Origin of the sequence: Actinomadura keratinilytica (genome assembly GCF_039539665.1) — a bacterium.
GTDB classification, from domain to species: Bacteria; Actinomycetota; Actinomycetes; order Streptosporangiales; family Streptosporangiaceae; genus Spirillospora; species Spirillospora keratinilytica.
This window is the reverse complement of sequence record NZ_BAABDO010000053.1, coordinates 26,177-42,281: the sequence shown is the minus strand read 5'-3', so window position 1 is coordinate 42,281 and position 16,105 is coordinate 26,177. Positions and strand designations below refer to the sequence as shown.

Sequence of the window (16,105 nt, the reverse complement as noted above, 5' to 3'; positions counted from 1 at the left end):
TGTGCGCCGACCGCGACCTGCCCGACCTCCGGCGCCTGTGCAAGCTGGCGGCGGAGGTGCGGGACGCGGCGCGGGAGGACCTGGCGCGCGCCGAGCCGGTCCTGCGCGCCCTGGACGGGCGGCTGCCCGAGCCGCTGGCGTCCAAGCTGATCGCCGGCACCCTGCGCTGGGACGCGCCCGACGTCGGCTCCGCCCTGGACGCCCTGGCCGACCGTCCCGTCGGCGGCGTGCTGGCGGTGCGGGACGTGGCGCGGGCGCTGGTCCCCGAGCCGCGGTCCGACCGGTGGTACGTCCGGCCCGAGCCGAAGGAGCCCGAACCCGAGCAGGTGCTTCCGCATGCCCTCCGGCTCGCCGCGCGCGGCGACGTCACCGGCGGCCTGTTCGCCTGCGCACTGGCCGAGCGGCACGGGCGGCGCGCCGGCTGGCCGGAGCAGTGGCGCGACCTGCTGCGGAATCTGCGGGCCCACCCGCACCCGGACGTCACGTACGCCGCGCGCGATATCCAGACCGCGTACGAATGAGGTAGGCGAGCACGGCCAGGAACAGCAGCGTCGCGGCCGCCGCGAGCGTCCAGACGATCTCCCCGGCCGAGCGCTGGTCGTCCAGCGGGGGGACGCCCCATGGCCGTCCCAGACGGGTGAACCAGCCCGCGGCGAACGCGTCGTCGGAGCCGGCGAGGTGCAGCGCGAAGGCGGCGTGGAAGGGCAGGGACGCCGCCAGGACCGCCACCGCGCGCAGCGCCCGTCCGGGGTTCGCGACCGCGCGCAGGTAGCAGTACCCGGCCGCCAGGAACACCGCCAGGACCAGCGAGTGGATCGCGTGGTTGCGCAGCGAGGACTCGAACAGCGGCGTGAAATAGAAGCCGTAGAGGGTCGCGGCGAGCAGCGCCGTCGCCGCGACCGGATGCGTGAGCAGCCGCACGGCCCGGCTGTGCGCCGCCGCGTCGACCAGGTCCCGGGGCCGCCCCTCGGGAAGCGCGCGCAGCGCCAGGGCGACGGGTGCGCCGAGCCACAGCATGACCGGCGCCAGCAGGGTCACCGCCATGTGCTGCACCAGGTGGGCGCTGAACAGCACCATGCTGTAGCGGGCCAGCCCGCTGGAGGTGGCGGCCAGCACGATCGTCAGCCCCGCGTACCAGGCGACGACGCGCGCGAGCGGCCAGGCGCCGCCGCGGCCGCGCAACCGCACGACGGCCGCCGCGTACAGGACGCCGCCGAGCACGGCCAGCGTGCCGAGCAGCGGGTCGATCCACCAGTCCAGGGCATAGGCGGACACGCTCGGCGGGCCGGGCAGCGGGAAGCCGAGCCGCAGCTCCACCGGGTCGAGCGTGTCGCCGGCCAGTTCGGGCGGCGGCGTCCGCGACAGGCCGGTGGCCAGCGCCATGGCGGCGGCCATGACGACGATCTCGACGGCGGCGACGCGCAGGAACGTCCCGGTGCCGCGCGACCGCAGCCGCGGGATGCTCGCCCGCCGGTGCCGCCACCCGAACCCGGCCAGCGCCGCCAGCACGGCGATCTTGGCGGCGACCAGCGCGCCGTACCGGGAGCCCGGGTCGAAGCCGCCCAGCCGGATCCAGGCGCTGACCGCGCCGCTCACCGCGACCACGGCGAAGCACACCAGCGCCACGGCGCTGTAGCGGGCGACGGCCTCGGCCGCGAGCCGCCCGTCCCACCGCACCGCCATGGCGAGCGCGACCAGCCCGCCCGCCCACACGGCCGCGGCGAGGACGTGCGCGGCCAGGCTGTGGACGGCCAGGGCGTGGAACGAGGCGTCCGCCGCGTGCCCGGTGAACATCGGCGGCAGCAGCCCGGCCAGCGCCAGCAGCAGCGGGTATCCGGCGGCCTGCGGCGTGCGGGCCAGGGGCGCGGTGACCGCGACGGTGGCGGCGGCCACCGCGACGGCGACCAGGGCGCGCCCCTGCGGCAGGTCCGTCAGGAACGCGGCGAGCAGGTCGCCGGTGACGCGTCCGGCCGGGACGCCGAACAGGTCGCCGGTCGAGAACGCGGCCGCGGCGAGGGTGGCCAGCGTCCAGGCCAGCGCGCACAGCGACGCCGCCCGCAGGCACCGCTCCAGGTGGCCGGACGCGGCGGGCAGCAGCACGGCGGCGAGCAGCAGCCAGCCCGCGGTGAGCGTCCCGGCGGCGTTCATCGCCAGCTCCGACAGCGACAGGGCGCCCTTGGTGAACGCCCCCGCCTGGGTCAGCCCCGGCGCGGCCTGCTCGCTGATCGAGCCGCCGAACCGGACCGTCGCCGCCAGCACCACCAGCGCCGCCGCGACGGCGGCCAACCCGGCCTGCGCGGGCCCGGCCGGTGCGGGTCCCGGCGACGCCATCAGGACGGCCCGGCCGTTTCCATGGGAATGCGCGCTGCTCACGCCTTCCCTGTACGCAGCGCGCCCCCTGCCCCGTTCAACGGAGCGGGGCAGGGGGAGGCGCCGTCATTCGGAGAGCTCGTCGGCCACGGCGCGGGACGTCGACTCCAGCTCGTGGGCGAGCTCCTGGAGCTCGGCGCCGCCCGCCATGAGGGCGGTGAGCTCCTCTCGGGTGATCTCGTCCTTGGTGCGGTAGCCGATGCTGCGGCCGCGGTTGAGGATGAGGAAGCGGTCCCCGACCGGGTAGGCGTGGTGCGGGTTGTGGGTGATGAACACCACGCCGAGGCCGCGTTCGCGGGCCTGGACGATGTAGCGCAGCACGACCCCGGCCTGCTTGACGCCCAGCGCGGCGGTCGGCTCGTCCAGGATCAGGACCTTGGCGCCGAAGTAGACGGCGCGGGCGATGGCCACGCACTGGCGTTCACCGCCCGACAGGGTGCCGATGGGCTGGTCGACGTCGCGCAGGTCGATGCCCATGTTCAGCAGCTCTTCCTTGGTGGTGCGGCGCATGAAGTCGACGTCCAGGCGGCTGAACGGGCCGAACCCCTTGCGCTTCTCCGAGCCGAGGAAGAAGTTGCGCCACACCGGCATGAGCGGCACCACGGCCAGGTCCTGGTAGACGGTGGCGATGCCGCGGTCGAGCGCGTCGCGGGGGGAGGCGAACTCCACCGGCTCGCCCTGGACCTCGTAGGTTCCGGCGTCGTGCCGGTGCAGCCCCGCAATGATCTTGATGAGGGTGGACTTGCCCGCGCCGTTGTCGCCGAGCACGCAGGCGACCTCTCCGGCGTGCACCTCCAGGGACACCTCGCGCAGCGCGATGATGTTGCCGTAGTTCTTGCCGACCCCGTCCAGCCGCAGCAGCGGCACCCGTCCGCTCATCGCGCCCGCTCCACTCTGCGCCGCACCACCAGGTTGACCACGGTGGCCACGAGCAGCATCGCGCCGAGGAAGAACTTGAACCAGTCGGGGTTCCACTCGGCGTACACGATGCCCTTGTTGGTCATGCCGAAGATGAACGCGCCGATGGCGGCGCCGACCGCCGAGCCGTACCCGCCGGTCAGCAGGCACCCGCCGATCACCGCGCAGATGATGTAGAAGAACTCGTTGCCCACGCCCTCCCCGGACTGCACGGTGGCGAACGCGAACACCAGGTGCATACCCGACAGCCAGGAGCAGAACGCCACCCCCATGAACAGCCCGATCTTGACGCGGTCGACCGGCACGCCGACCGCGCGGGCGCTGGCCGGGGCGCCGCCCACCGCGAAGATCCAGTTGCCGATCCGGGTGCGCAGCAGGATCCAGGTGGCGACGGCGACGAGCAGCAGCCACCAGAACACGGTGATGTTGACGTTGACCCCGCCGATGTCGAGGTCGGAGGCGAACACCGCGCGCGCCGAGGAGAAGCCGTCCATGTCGCGGACCGAGTCGCTGGCCACGTTGCCGGTGACCGCCTTGGTCACGCCGAGGTTGCCCCCGGCCAGCATGAAGAACGTCGCCAGCGTGATGATGAAGCTGGGCAGCCCCGTCTTGATGTACAGCAGGCCGTTGAGGTAGCCGAGCGCGAGGGTGACGACCAGGGACAGCGCCACCCCCACCCACAGGTTCAGCGTGAGCTGGTAGCTGACCAGCGCGGCCACCAGCGCCGAGGTCGTCACCATCACCCCGGCGGACAGGTCGAACTCGCCGCCGATCATCAGCAGCGACACCCCGACGGCCATGATCCCGAACGTCGAGCCCGCGTACAGGACGGTGGAGAACGACTCGGCGCGCAGGAACGCGTCGGCGACCAGGGAGAAGAAGACGAACACCGCCACGGCGCCGAGCAGCGCCCCCAGCTCGGGGCGGGCCAGCAGGCGGCGCGCCCACGACCGCCGCGCCAGCCGCTCGTCGGCCGCGGGCGCGGACGGCTCCACGACCACCTGCCCCATCAGCGCGTCCCCCGGTCGGCGTACGCCTCGATCCGGGCGGCGTCGTCCTTGGAGACGATGGCGGGCCCGGTCAGCACGGGGCGCCCGCCGCCCAGCACGTTGCCGTTGGTGCGGTACAGCCACACCTCGTCGACGGCCTCGTACCCCTGCAGGTAGGGCTGCTGGTCGACGGCGAACTGCACCGACCCCGCCTTCATCAGCGCGACCAGGTCCTTGTTGAGGTCGAACGTGGCGACCTTGGCCGTCGAGCCGCTCTCCTTGACCGCGTCGACGGCGGTGGCGGCGACCGCGGCGTTCAGCGTCAGCACGCCGTCGATGCCGCCGTCGGCCTGCAGCTTGGCGGTGATGGACGACTTGACCTGCGGCATGTTGGTGCCCTGGACGAACAGGTCCTGCATCTGCCCGCCGAAGGTCTTGCGCGCCCCGGCGCAGCGGTCCTCCAGCCCGACGTTGCCCTGCTCGTGGATGACGCACAGGGCCCTCTTGGCGCCGATCCTGGCCAGTTCGCGCCCGGCGGCCTCGCCCGCGACCGTCTCGTCCTGCCCGAAGTGCGCGATCGCGCCGTACCGGGCGGACACGTCGGCCCCGGAGTTGATGGAGACCACGGGGATCCCCGCGGCGACGGCCCGGCCCACCACGTCCTTGAGCGCGTCCGGCTTGGCGAAGGTGACGATGATGCCGTCCACCTTCTTGTCGATCGCGGACTGGACGAGCTGGGCCTGCTTGCCGCCGTCCGGGTCGGCCGAGTAGAGGAACTTGGCGCCGTGCTTGGCGGCGGCCGCCCGCGCGCCCTTCTGCACGATGTCCCAGAACGCGTCGCCCGGACCGGAGTGGGTGATCATCGCGATGGTGAGCCGCGGCCCGCCCGCGGCGGCCTTCTCCTCGGCCTTCTTGCCGCCCGACTGGCTGCAGGCGCCCAGCGCCAGTGATGCCGCGGCGCCCAGGGCCACCAGGGCCATGGTCCGTGTGCGCTTCATCGGCGTCTCCGTTCTCCCCGAGTGGTGGGTGGGATGGGTTGCCCGAGTCGGTGTCCTCCGGACTCCGATGATCGCGAGATGTTAACGCTCCCGCCTCGCGGCCGCCGTCACATTCCCCTGCCCCCGGCGGGGACGGCGGCGCCTGCCGCCCTGCCGCTCGGCGGCGCGCCTCATCGCCGCACCTCCGCCACCTCCACGATCCGGTTCTCCCGCCGGGCCAGCTCGCACGCCTCGGCAAGGTAGAACGCCTCCAGCGCCTCCTCGGGCGGGCAGGGGTTGCCGTGCCGTCCGGCGACGAGGCCGACGAAGGCGCGCAGCTCGGCGTCGTAGGCGTCGGCGAAGCGGTCCAGGAAGCCGGTGTAGGGGCGCCGCGGGGGCGGGCCGCCGGGCAGCCCGGTGGCGGGGGTGCGCTCGTCCAGGCCGGCCACGATGCTGTCCTTGGAGCCGAACAGCTCCAGCCGCACGTCGTAGCCCGCGGCGTTGTAGCGGGTGGCGGCCAGCAGGCACAGCGTGCCGTCGTCGAGGGTCAGCAGGGCCGCGCCGGTGTCGACGTCGCCGTGGCGGCGGAACACCTCGTCGCCCCGGTTGGCGCCGACGGCGGCCACCGTGACGACCTCCCGGCCGGTGACGTACCGGATCGCGTCCAGGTCGTGGATGACGCAGTCGCGGAACAGGCCGCCGGAGCCCGGCACGTACGACGGCGGCGGCGGAGCGGGGTCGAAGCTGCAGGAGCGGACGGTGTGCAGCCAGCCGAGCCGCCCGCCGGCGACGGCCTCGCGCGCGGCGACGTACCCGGTGTCGAAGCGGCGCTGGAAGCCGACCTGCACGGGCACGCCCGCGGCGGCCGCGGACCGCACTGCTTGGAACGTTCCATCAAGATCCGGGGCGAGGGGCTTCTCGCAGAACACCGGCACCCCGGCCGCCACGCCGCGGGCGACCAGGGCCGCGTGCGCCTCGGTGGCCGCGGCGACCACCAGCCCGTCCAGGCCGGCCTCGAACAGCTCCCCCACCGAGTCCGCGGCCCGCACGCCCAGGCCGGCGGCCAGGCTCCGCGCCCGGGCCGCGTCGGCGTCGGCCACCACCAGCGAGTCGACCTCGGGCATCTCCCGCAGCGCGGCGGCGTGGCGCGCCCCGATGCGCCCCGCGCCGGCAAGTCCGATCCTCATGCGACCTCCCGGTCGGCGGTTGGGTGGGCCCCGAGTGTGCTGGAGCGTTCCATGAGCGTCAACGCCCCGGACCGCCGGCCGCGCCGTATAAAGGTGTCCGAAAAGTCGGCACCGGTGTTCTAACAAGCGCTAGGTTTTCAGTATGCGGGTCCTCGTCACCGGCGCGTCCGGGTTCGTCGGCTCCCACACCGTCGCCGCGCTGCTGGCCGCGGGCCACCGCCCGCGCGCGCTCGTGCGCGACCCGGGGCGCGCCGCCGAGGTCCTGGCGGCGCTGGACGTGCCGGCCGACCGCGTCGAGCTGGTCCCCGGCGACATGCTCGACGCCGCCTCGGTCGCCGCGGCGCTGGACGGCTGCGACGCCGCGGTCCACGCGGCCGCCGCGGTCGGCGTCGCCGGCCCGCCGTCCGACCTGGTCGAGACGAACGTGGCCGGCACCCGCAACGTCGTCGGCGGCGCCGTGGCGCGCGGCCTGGACCCGGTGGTGTACGTGTCGACCGTCGCGGTGTTCGTCCCGCCGCCCGGGCCCGTCATCACGGCCGACGGCCCGCTGGCCGCGCCCCGCACCGGCTACGGCCGCTCCAAGGTCGCCGCCGAACGCTACGTCCGCGAGCTGCAGGACGCGGGCGCGCCCGTCACCACCGTCTACCCGGGCGGGGTGTGCGGCCCGCACCAGCCCAGGCTGGACTCGCTCATGGCGGGCCTGGCCGGCGCGCTCGGCCTGCTGTGGCCGGTCCCGCCGGGCGGCGTGTCCGTGCTCGACGTGCGCGACCTGGCCGCGGCGCTGGCCCGCGCCGTCACCCCCGGCCGGGGGCCGCGCCGCTGGATGCTCGGCGGCCACTACCTCACCTGGCCGCAGCTGGCCGACCTGTGCGACGACCTCACCGGCGTGCGCTGCCGCCGCCTGCCGGTGCCGGCCGCGGCCATGCTCGGCCTCGGGTCCGCGCTGGACGCGGTCAGGCGCGTGCGCCCCGTCGGCTACCCGCTGACCAGGGACGCCGCCGAGTTCATGGTCACGCTCGTGCCGACCGACGACCGGCCCGCCCTCGACGCCCTCGGCCTCGCCCTCCGCCCGCCCCGCGAGACGGTCGCCGACGCGCTGGCCTGGCTGGCCGCCGCCGGCCACCTGCCCGCCCGCCGCGCCGGGCGGCTCGCCCCCCGAAAGGAGCAGCCGATGACCGGTCTGACCCGCCGCACCGTCCAGCGCGTCTCGGGCGCGCCCTGGTTCGCCAGGGTCGGCCCCAAGGTCGTCCCGCCGCTGGACAGGGCGCTGCACCGGCTGACCGGCGGCCGGTTCCTGCTCGGCCAGGCCGTGGTGCCCAGCCTGGTGCTGACCACCACCGGCGCGGTGAGCGGCCTCCCCCGCCGGGCGCCGCTGGCCTGCCTGCCCGAACCGGACGGCTCGTGGATCGTCGTCGGCTCCAACTTCGGCCGCGACAAGCACCCGGCCTGGAGCGGCAACCTGTTGAAGAACCCCGAGGCCGAGGTCAGCTTCCGCGGCCGCACCGTCCCCGTCACCGCGCGCCTGCTCGACGACGCCGAGCGCGCCGAGATCTGGCCCCGGCTGCTGGAGGTCTGGCCCGTCTACGACCGGTACGCCGGCCGCGTCACCCGGCAGTTGCGCGTCTTCCGGCTCACCCCGCGCGGGTAGCGCGGCGCCCGCGCCGCAAGAAGGCCGGCGCGGGCGCCCGCGGGGCCGCCGTCACGCGGCGACGGCGGCGCCGTCGGCGGCGGGCTCCAGGGCCAGCTCCAGGACCTCGCGGACGTCGCTGACGGCGAACACCGTCAGCTCCTCCAGCACCTCGGCCGGGACGTCCTCCAGGTCCGGCTCGTTGCGCTTGGGCACGATGGCGGTGGTGATGCCCTGCCGGTGGGCCGCCAGCAGCTTCTGCTTCAGCCCGCCGATGGGCAGCACCCGCCCGGTCAGCGACACCTCGCCGGTCATCGCCACGTCCGGCCGCACCGGGCGGCCCGACAGCAGCGACGCCAGGGCGGTGGTCATCGTGATGCCCGCGCTCGGCCCGTCCTTGGGGATCGCGCCGGCCGGCACGTGGATGTGCACGCCGCGGTCCTTCAGGTCGCCGACCGGCAGCTCCAGCTCGGCGCCGCGCGAGCGCAGGTAGCTCAGCGCGATCCGCGCCGACTCCTTCATCACCTCGCCCAGCTGGCCGGTCAGCGTCACGCCGGTGTCGCCGGTCTCCGGATCGGCCAGCGACGCCTCGATGTACAGCACGTCGCCGCCGGTGCCGGTGACCGCCAGCCCGGTGGCCACGCCGGGCACCGCGGTGCGCTGCTCGGAGCGGCTCAGCTCCACCTCGGGGGTGTGCCGGGGCCGTCCCAGATACCGCTTCAGGTCGTCGGCGCCCACCGCGACCGGCAGCGTCTCGCGGCCCAGCGCCGCGTTCGCGGCGATCTTGCGGAGCACCCGGGCGATCGCGCGGTCCAGCGACCGCACGCCCGCCTCCCGGGTGTACTCGGTCGCCAGCCGCCGCAGCGCCGCGTCGTCGAAGGCCACCTCGGACGCCTCCAGCCCGGCCTTGTCCAGCTGCCTGGGCAGCAGGTGGTCGCGGGCGATGACCACCTTCTCGTGCTCGGTGTAGCCGTCGAGCCGCACCAGCTCCATGCGGTCCAGCAGCGGCCCGGGGATGGCCTCCACGACGTTGGCGGTGGCCAGGAACAGCACGTCGCTCAGGTCGAGCTCGACCTCCAGGTAGTGGTCGCGGAAGGTGTGGTTCTGCTCGGGGTCCAGCACCTCCAGCAGCGCCGCGGTCGGATCGCCCCGGTAGTCGGCGCCGAGCTTGTCGACCTCGTCCAGCAGCACCACCGGGTTCATCGACCCCGCCTCGCGGACGGCGCGCACGATGCGGCCCGGCAGGGCGCCGACGTAGGTGCGCCGGTGCCCGCGGATCTCCGCCTCGTCGCGCACGCCGCCCAGCGCGACCCGCACGAACTTGCGGCCCATGGCGCGCGCGATCGACTCGCCCAGCGAGGTCTTGCCGACCCCGGGCGGGCCGGTCAGCGCCAGCACCGCGCCGCTGCGCCGCCCGCCGACGACGCCGAGTCCGCGGTCGGCGCGCCGCTTGCGCACCGCGAGGTACTCCACGATGCGGTCCTTGACGTCGTCCAGGCCCGCGTGGTCCTCGTCCAGCACGGCGCGGGCGCCCGCGATGTCGTAGGCGTCCTCGGTGCGGGTGTTCCACGGGATGTCCAGCACCGTGTCCAGCCAGGTGCGGATCCAGCCGCCCTCCGGGGAGGCGTCGGAGGTCCGCTCCAGCCGCTCGACCTCCTTCAGCGCCGCCTCCCGCACCTTCTCCGGCAGGTCGGCGGCCTCGATGCGGGCGCGGTAGTCGTCCTGCTCGCCCGCGGGCTCGCCGTTCAGCTCGGCCAGCTCCTTGCGGATGGCCTCCAGCTGCTGGCGCAGCAGGAACTCGCGCTGCGTCTTCTCCATGCCCTCCTGGACGTCCTTGCGGATCGTCTCCGCCACGTCCAGCTCGGCCAGGTGGTCGCGCGCCCAGCCGATCACCAGGGTGAGCCGCTCCACCACGTCGGTGGTCTCCAGCAGCTCGATCTTCTGCTCCTGCGTCAGGTAGGGCGCGTAGCCCGCGTTGTCGGCCAGCGCCGACGGGTCGTCGATGCGCTGCACCACGTCCACGACCTGCCAGGCGCCCCGCTTCTGCAGGATCGCGCTCACCAGGCCCTTGTACTCCTTGGCCAGCTCCTGCGCGCGCCCGGTGGCGGGCGGCTCCTCGATGCGGACGCCCTCCACCCACAGCGCCGCGCCCGGCCCGGTCGTCCCGGTGCCGATGCGCACCCGCGCCGCGCCGCGCACCACCGCACCCGGCCCGCCGCCGGGGAGCCGCCCCTCCTGCTCCACCACGCCCAGCGTCCCGACCGCCGCGTACCGCCCCTCGAGCCGGGGCACCAGCAGCACCCGCGGCTTGGGCGCGGACCGCATCCCCGGCCCCGTCGTGCGCGCCGCGGCCCGCGCCGCCTCGACCGCCGCCCGCACCTCCCCCTCCGACAGGTCGAGGGGGACGACCATGCCGGGCAGAACGGCCCCGTCGTCCAGGGGCAGCACCGGCAGCGTCAGGGTCTCGCTCATGCTCCGCTCCAAAGTCCTTTACGGCGGCGGCTCCCGCTCCCCGGGAACCGCCCTGCGGACCCAACAAGGTTGAGTCACTCCCACTCAAGAAAACGGAGCAGGATTTTGTTTCCTCGGCAACGTTCGCTCTGAGCGATCGCCTTCCGGCGCCCCGTCGCCGGGCCCGCCGGCACAGATCTTCCCGGGGCGGCGTTTACAGGGTCATGACCTGGGGGTACGTACCGCAACGAGATCGTGACAGCGAGTGAAGGTCAACCCTCCGGGCCGGTAAAGGCCCGACCCGGCGGATCGAGGAGGGGTCACATGCCGCACACGGCGAGGGTCAGCGCGCCCCTTCCGCCCGCCCCGTCGCACGACCTCGTCCGGACGGCCGAGGACCGTCCCGGCGCGTCGGCCCGCACCCGGCATCGCCCCCTTGCGCGTTCGGGTGCCCGCGGTGCCTGCGCCCGGCGGCACGCCTCGGGTTCTCGGCCGCTCCGGGCCGGAGGCGGGCCTGCCGCCGCAGGAGCGCGGTGCGGCGGCAGGCTCCCCGACGACGGGCGCCCGGCTCCCGGGCCGGGCGTCCCTCCGGGCGCCGGTGCCGTACGCCCCCGCGGCACCGGCGCCCCCGTCCGCTCCGACCGTCCCCTGGGCGCGTCGCGCGACCGAGCGTGCGGCCGTTCCCCGCACGGCCGTACGGCCGTCCCCGAAGGGAGGTGAGTGGCACAGGCAAGCGATCAGCAGGACGGTCCGGCACCCCTGTCCCGACCCCGTTCCCGGACCGTCCGCACAGATGAACCGAATACCGCTGCGGTACCAGGCCCGCGGAGATCGCCCGTCTCCGCGGGCCGTCCCGTGTCGCGGGCCGTCCGGCGCCGCGGACCGTCCGGCGCCGGAGGCCGTCCGGTGTCACAGGGCGCGGCGCCAGTACTGGCCGTGGATGCGCGTGCCGAACCGCTCGGCGGGCTCCTCCTCCAGCTCCAGCTCGAACCCGGCGCGCTCGTAGATGCGGTGGGCGGCCTTCTGCAGGGCCGTGGTCCACAGCATGATCTCGCGGTAGCCCGCGGCGGCGGCGAAGCGCAGGCACTCGTCCACCAGGGCCGTGCCGATGCCCATCCCGCGGGCGCTCGGCTCGACGTGCAGCAGCCGCAGCTGGGCCGTGCGGTCGTCGCGGCGCACGCAGAACACGCCGCCGACCGGCTCGCCGTCGCTCTCGGCGATCCAGGCGTTCTCCCGTTCGGGGTCGTGGCCGTCGACGTAGTCGGCCACGACCCTGGCGACCAGCGCCTCGTAGGTGCGGTCCCAGCCGCACTCGGCGTCGTAGAGGGCGCCGTTGCGCTGCACCACCCAGCCCAGGTCGCCGGGGCGCAGCGGGCGCAGCGTGAAGGTGCGCCCGGGGGCGACGCCGTCGAGGACGCCGCGGATGGTCCGCATGGCCGCCACGAGCCGCCGCCGCTCGCCGTCGGGCAGCCGCTCCAGCAGGTCGCGGATCTCGGCGCCGGACCGCTCGTCGAGCATGGCGAACACCTCGCGGCCCCGCTCGGTGAGCCGGACGGTCTGGCGGCGCGCGTCCTGCGCGGACCGTTCGCGCAGCACCAGGCCGTCGCTCTCGAAGCGGGCCAGCATGCGGCTCAGGTAGCCGGCGTCCAGGTCGAGGGTGCGGCGCAGCTCCAGCACCTCGGTGGCGTCCCGCTGCGCCAGCTCGAAGATCACCCTGGCCTCGGTCAGCGAGTACGGGGTGTGCACCAGCCCCTCGCCGAGCACCCCGATGACGCGGGTGTAGAAGCGGTTGAACGAGCGGACCGTCGACACGTCCTCCGCCGGAACGGCCATACACCACCTCCAAAACGTTTGACTCAGTCAAACATATCGGCGGGGTGCGGGTCCAGGCGGAGGACGGCCGCGGGCGCCGCGGCGCCGACCCGGCGATCGGACCGCGGCGCTCAGGTTCCGTTGACCGGGTTTCGGTGGTCAGGCACCGGCGGCCGGCTGCTCGGCGGTGCGCGCGACCTCCCGCGCCTGCCGGACGATCCGCCGCTCGATGAAGAAGGCCAGGAAGGGCACCAGCCCCGCGGACACCATGACCACCATCTGCTTGAGCGGCCACTGCGCCCGGCGCCACAGGTCGTAGGCCATCGCCAGGTAGACGATGTACAGGGCGCCGTGGATCGGCGAGATGATCGCCGACGGGGTGGCGTTGCCGCCGATGTAGCGGATCGGCATGCCGACGAAGACGACCATCAGCAGCATCACGCCGACGACGATCGCCAGGATGCGGTACCGGTTGATGGCCGCTTCCACGAATCACACCTCTCTAGCGGGTCCTGGTCTCCAGCGGGTTCCGGCAGCACGGCACCGCCGCGGGCGCCGCGCTCGGGCGCGCCCGCGGCGGACGGCTCCGGTGCGGGTCAGTCGGGGCGGCCCGCCTGCGCGTTCAGCCGCGCCAGGTAGCGGTTGTAGGCCGCCAGCTCCGGATCCTCTTCCTCCTGCCGGCGGATGATCTCCTGCTTCACCTCGGCCTCGACGGGATCCTCGATGACCTTCGGCGCGCGGGACGCGGGATCGCCGTTGAGCTCGTCGCGGATCATCTTGACCCACATGACGACCACGAAGCAGGCGAAGATCGGCCATTCGAAGGTGTAGGCCCAGCTGCGGTCGTTGCCCGACTGGGCGCGCTCGAACTGCCACCACCCGAAGCCGAGGAAGGCCACGAACAGCACGATCGCCAGGGCGTGCAGCCCAAGCCATCCGGGGGTGAGAAACCTTCGCACGGCACCGAGCCTACCTCCGGGTCCGCCGAGGCCGTGACCACCCCCGGGCGTCGATGTTTCCTCAGGTCGGCGGTCCGGCGTGGACGGCGCGGGGCCGCAGCGGGCCGCCCCCGCTGAGCGACGGCTTCGTGGCGGGCTGGATCAGGTGGACGCCCCCGGACAGCATGGACCCCGCCGACCCGTTCTTCCGCGCCGTGCTGCCCCGGCTGTTCGAGATGGACGCGGCGGGCCGCCTGCTCGACCCCGGCGGCCGGCGCGCCGACGGCCGCGTCAACGGACTCGTCCGCATGGCCGCCGCCGGGCAGGTCGACCGGTCGCTGCTGCTCGACGGATGCGTGCGCCGCCTCCTGCGCGGCGGCACCGCCCAGGAGCTGCGCTGGTGCGGCGTGCTGCACGGGGCGCTGGAGCCGACCGCCGCCGAGAGCACCGCACGCGTGCGCGACTACCTGCGGCTGCTGCCCGCCGCCCCCGCGCGCGTCGCCGAACTGGCGCTGGAGCGCCTCCGCCGCGTCGACGCGGCGGAGGCGCTGCCGGAGGCCGCGTTCGTCGAGGCCGCCGAGGCGCTGCTATCGCGTCCGGAGAAGAAGCTGGTCCGGGCCGCGCTGACGGTCGCGTTCGGGCAGGAGGCCCTCGACCTGCAGGAACGCGCCGCGAAGATGGCCGCCAAGCACGCGGGCAGGGCCGGGAAGGAGGCGCGCGAGACCGTCCGGCGGGAGGCCGGCGCCCTGCACGTCCAGGCCCGCGACCTGCTCGCGGAGGCCGTCGGGCCGGTGGGGCCGCCCGACCCGCAGGCGCCCGTCCCGCCGCTGGAGGGGCAGGCGCCTGCGCCGCCTGTGCCTCCGGCGGCGCGGCTCGCCGCGCGTCCTCTGGCCCCGCCGATCACGTCCCTCGCCGAGCTGGCCGACGCGGCCGAGGACGGGCTCGGCCTCGACGCGCCCATGGCCGACGGCGAGCGGTTCCTGGCGGCCGTGGTCGAGCTGGCCTGCCGCAAGCCGCAGGAGACCCGCGACGCGCCGCGCAAGGTGGTCTACGACGCGGCGCCGTGGCTGGAGTACGACCACCCCTCCGCCGCCTTCCACGCGGCGGCGTGGGTCTGCGTCGCCATCCGGCCGCTGGCGCCGCCCCGCCAGAAGGTCCCCGGCCATTCCCGGTCGGCTCGCGGCGACCTCGACCGCCACCCGGCCCCCGGCCGCGTGCTGCCGCGGCGCGCTGCCGAGTCTCCGCCGTACTGGCCGCCGCCCTGCCCGGCCTCCTCCCGCCACCGGGCCGGCGCGCGCCCGCCGGCCTGCCCGACCTGCTCGCCCTCGCCGCGGGGACCGCCGAGACGACCGGCGCGAAAGCCGGCATCCCCGGCCTGGCGGAGCCGGCCGGACGCGGCGGCGGCAGCCGCCTGGTCCGCGAGTCGGTCCGCCTCCACCGCCTCCTGACCGCGCCGTGACCCGCGTCCCGCGGGGGTGCGCGGAGGCGGGACGATGGAATGGTGGGTGGAATGGTGCCGGTGTTCGTTCACGGCGGGTTCGTCCACGGCGTGTTCGTCCACGGCGGTAGGCACCGCGGCGGGGCCGCGGCGCGCGGAGAGGAGAAGGGCCGATGACGCCGACTCTGGCGTTCGGCACGGTCGAGACCGTCCTCGGCACGCTGCTGGTCGGCGTGACCGAGGCGGGGGTCGTGCGGCTGCGGTGGCACGACTCGCCCGCCGAGCGCGCCCGTACGGCGGCCGCGGTCGGCCTGCCCGTGGTGGACGACCCCGCCCGCACCGCGCCGGTGGTGGAGCGGCTCGCCGCGTACTTCGCCGGGAAGCGCGTGCCGTTCGACCTGCCGGTCGACTGGCGGCTGACGTCGCGGCTGCAGCGGCAGGTGCTCGCCACGCTGTACGAGTCGGTGCCGTACGGCTCGGTGGTGACCTACGGCGAACTCGGCGAGCGCAGCGGCGCCGGGGTGCCGGCGCAGGCCATCGGGCAGGTGATGGGCGGCAACCCGATCCCGATCATCGTGCCGTGCCACCGCGTGGTCGCGGCGGGCGGCCTGGGCGGCTACAGCGGCGGCTCCGGCGTCGAGGTCAAGCGCTGGCTGCTCACCCTCGAGGGCGCCCTTCCGGCCACGCTGGACTGGGATCTGGAACGGGGGCCCTGACGGCCCGCCGCGCCTGCCGGCCGCGCCGCGTCGTGCGGCGCGGCGGCCGGTAGGGGCCGGTCGGCCGCGGCCGCCGCGCCGCCGGAGGCCGCCGGGGCATGCCGGTCAGCCGGGCAGGTTGGCCTCGATCGCGGCGATGATCTCGTCGGACTCGGGTTCGACCTGGGGGGCGAACCGCGCGACGACGCCGCCGTCCGGCGCGACCAGGAACTTCTCGAAGTTCCAGCGGATGTCGCCGGTGTGGCCCCCGGCGTCGGCGAAGCCGACGAGGCCCTGGTAGAGGGGGTGCCGCCCTTCGCCGTTGACCTCGACCTTCTCGGTGAGCGGGAAGGTGACGCCGTAGGTCGCCGAGCAGAACTCGGCGATCTCCTCCGGCGTGCCCGGCTCCTGGCCCATGAACTGGTTGCAGGGCACGCCGAGCACGGTGAAGCCGCGGTCGGCGTATCGCTTCTGGAGTCGCTCCAACCCGGCGTACTGGGGAGTCAGGCCGCACTTGGAGGCGACGTTGACGATGAGCACGGCCTTGCCCCGGTACTGCCGGAGGTCCGCGGAGCCTCCCCGCAGACCGCCGATCTCCACGTCGTAGACGGACATGGGCCGATCTTAGGAGACGGCCCTCCGCCCCGCCCGCGACCTGCCGGCGGTCGCGGCGGAACGGCGACATTCGGGGGCGGAGCCCTGG

The 16,105-nt window shown here is 75.0% G+C and carries 14 protein-coding genes; 4 read left to right on the top strand and 10 right to left on the bottom strand.

From position 1 onward, the window contains the following. A partial coding sequence (locus tag ABD879_RS17955) for a hypothetical protein (protein WP_345022595.1) occupies positions 1–521 on the top strand: 521 nt, incomplete at its 5' end. Here ABD879_RS17955 and ABD879_RS17950 read toward each other — a convergent pair. From ABD879_RS17950 to ABD879_RS17930, 5 genes are all read right to left on the bottom strand, one after another. Next, positions 481–2,373: a bifunctional copper resistance protein CopD/cytochrome c oxidase assembly protein gene (locus ABD879_RS17950; protein ID WP_345022594.1), complete on the bottom strand. Its 1,893-nt coding sequence runs from the start codon at positions 2,371–2,373 to the stop codon at positions 481–483. The genes ABD879_RS17955 and ABD879_RS17950 overlap by 41 nt on opposite strands. A gap of 63 nt (positions 2,374–2,436) precedes the next feature. Next, positions 2,437–3,249 (bottom strand): ATP-binding cassette domain-containing protein, encoded by an 813-nt coding sequence (locus ABD879_RS17945; protein WP_345022593.1) that lies wholly within the window; start codon positions 3,247–3,249, stop codon positions 2,437–2,439. Next, a complete protein-coding gene (locus ABD879_RS17940; RefSeq protein ID WP_345022592.1) occupies positions 3,246–4,298 on the bottom strand; it encodes an ABC transporter permease in 1,053 nt (350 codons plus the stop codon). The genes ABD879_RS17945 and ABD879_RS17940 overlap by 4 nt, the downstream gene beginning before the upstream one ends. Continuing rightward, a complete protein-coding gene (locus ABD879_RS17935) occupies positions 4,298–5,275 on the bottom strand; it encodes a substrate-binding domain-containing protein (RefSeq protein WP_345022591.1) in 978 nt (325 codons plus the stop codon). Before ABD879_RS17935 ends, ABD879_RS17940 begins: the two co-directional genes overlap by 1 nt. A gap of 170 nt (positions 5,276–5,445) precedes the next feature. Continuing rightward, positions 5,446–6,441, bottom strand: coding sequence for a Gfo/Idh/MocA family protein (locus ABD879_RS17930; protein ID WP_345022590.1), 996 nt, complete (start codon positions 6,439–6,441; stop codon positions 5,446–5,448). Between the two features lie 142 nt (positions 6,442–6,583). Here ABD879_RS17930 and ABD879_RS17925 point away from each other — a divergent pair, with 142 nt between their 5' ends. Beyond that, a complete protein-coding gene (locus tag ABD879_RS17925; RefSeq protein ID WP_345022589.1) occupies positions 6,584–8,089 on the top strand; it encodes a nitroreductase family deazaflavin-dependent oxidoreductase in 1,506 nt (501 codons plus the stop codon). 51 nt (positions 8,090–8,140) lie between these two features. Here the strand turns inward: ABD879_RS17925 and lon are convergent, their stop codons facing one another. The 4 genes from lon to ABD879_RS17905 form a co-directional block, all read right to left on the bottom strand. Beyond that, positions 8,141–10,540 carry an endopeptidase La gene (gene lon / locus ABD879_RS17920; protein ID WP_345022588.1) on the bottom strand — a complete coding sequence of 800 codons (2,400 nt, stop codon included), beginning with the start codon at positions 10,538–10,540 and terminating at the stop codon, positions 8,141–8,143. 888 nt (positions 10,541–11,428) lie between these two features. Continuing rightward, positions 11,429–12,352: a bifunctional helix-turn-helix transcriptional regulator/GNAT family N-acetyltransferase gene (locus tag ABD879_RS17915; RefSeq protein WP_345022587.1), complete on the bottom strand. Its 924-nt coding sequence runs from the start codon at positions 12,350–12,352 to the stop codon at positions 11,429–11,431. Between the two features lie 138 nt (positions 12,353–12,490). After that, entirely contained in the window at positions 12,491–12,820 is a 330-nt protein-coding gene (locus ABD879_RS17910) for a DUF3817 domain-containing protein (protein ID WP_345022586.1), read from the bottom strand. Positions 12,821–12,927: 107 nt separating this feature from the next. After that, on the bottom strand, positions 12,928–13,290 hold the full coding sequence (locus tag ABD879_RS17905) for a hypothetical protein (protein WP_345022585.1): 363 nt from the start codon (positions 13,288–13,290) through the stop codon (positions 12,928–12,930). Between the two features lie 53 nt (positions 13,291–13,343). On the opposite strand from ABD879_RS17905, the gene ABD879_RS17900 reads away from it, so the two are divergent. Together ABD879_RS17900 and ABD879_RS17895 are read left to right on the top strand one after the other, a co-directional pair. Next, on the top strand, positions 13,344–14,717 hold the full coding sequence (locus ABD879_RS17900) for a hypothetical protein (RefSeq protein WP_345022583.1): 1,374 nt from the start codon (positions 13,344–13,346) through the stop codon (positions 14,715–14,717). A gap of 163 nt (positions 14,718–14,880) precedes the next feature. After that, the gene (locus tag ABD879_RS17895; protein WP_345022582.1) at positions 14,881–15,423 is read left to right on the top strand and encodes a methylated-DNA--[protein]-cysteine S-methyltransferase; all 543 of its coding nucleotides are present in this window, start codon (positions 14,881–14,883) and stop codon (positions 15,421–15,423) included. Between the two features lie 105 nt (positions 15,424–15,528). On the opposite strand, the gene ABD879_RS17890 is transcribed toward ABD879_RS17895, so the two are convergent. Beyond that, complete coding sequence (locus tag ABD879_RS17890) at positions 15,529–16,017, bottom strand: glutathione peroxidase (protein ID WP_345022581.1); 489 nt, start codon at positions 16,015–16,017, stop codon at positions 15,529–15,531. Between the last annotated feature and the right edge of the window lie 88 nt (positions 16,018–16,105).

Coding starts and splice junctions, on each gene's coding strand:
- ABD879_RS17945 (WP_345022593.1), bottom strand. CDS start 3,249: ATGAGCGGACGGGTGCCGCTGCTGCGGCTGGACGGGGTCGGCAAGAAC.
- ABD879_RS17940 (WP_345022592.1), bottom strand. CDS start 4,298: ATGGGGCAGGTGGTCGTGGAGCCGTCCGCGCCCGCGGCCGACGAGCGG.
- ABD879_RS17935 (WP_345022591.1), bottom strand. CDS start 5,275: ATGAAGCGCACACGGACCATGGCCCTGGTGGCCCTGGGCGCCGCGGCA.
- ABD879_RS17930 (WP_345022590.1), bottom strand. CDS start 6,441: ATGAGGATCGGACTTGCCGGCGCGGGGCGCATCGGGGCGCGCCACGCC.
- ABD879_RS17925 (WP_345022589.1), top strand. CDS start 6,584: ATGCGGGTCCTCGTCACCGGCGCGTCCGGGTTCGTCGGCTCCCACACC.
- lon (WP_345022588.1), bottom strand. CDS start 10,540: ATGAGCGAGACCCTGACGCTGCCGGTGCTGCCCCTGGACGACGGGGCC.
- ABD879_RS17915 (WP_345022587.1), bottom strand. CDS start 12,352: ATGGCCGTTCCGGCGGAGGACGTGTCGACGGTCCGCTCGTTCAACCGC.
- ABD879_RS17900 (WP_345022583.1), top strand. CDS start 13,344: ATGTTTCCTCAGGTCGGCGGTCCGGCGTGGACGGCGCGGGGCCGCAGC.
- ABD879_RS17895 (WP_345022582.1), top strand. CDS start 14,881: ATGACGCCGACTCTGGCGTTCGGCACGGTCGAGACCGTCCTCGGCACG.
- ABD879_RS17890 (WP_345022581.1), bottom strand. CDS start 16,017: ATGTCCGTCTACGACGTGGAGATCGGCGGTCTGCGGGGAGGCTCCGCG.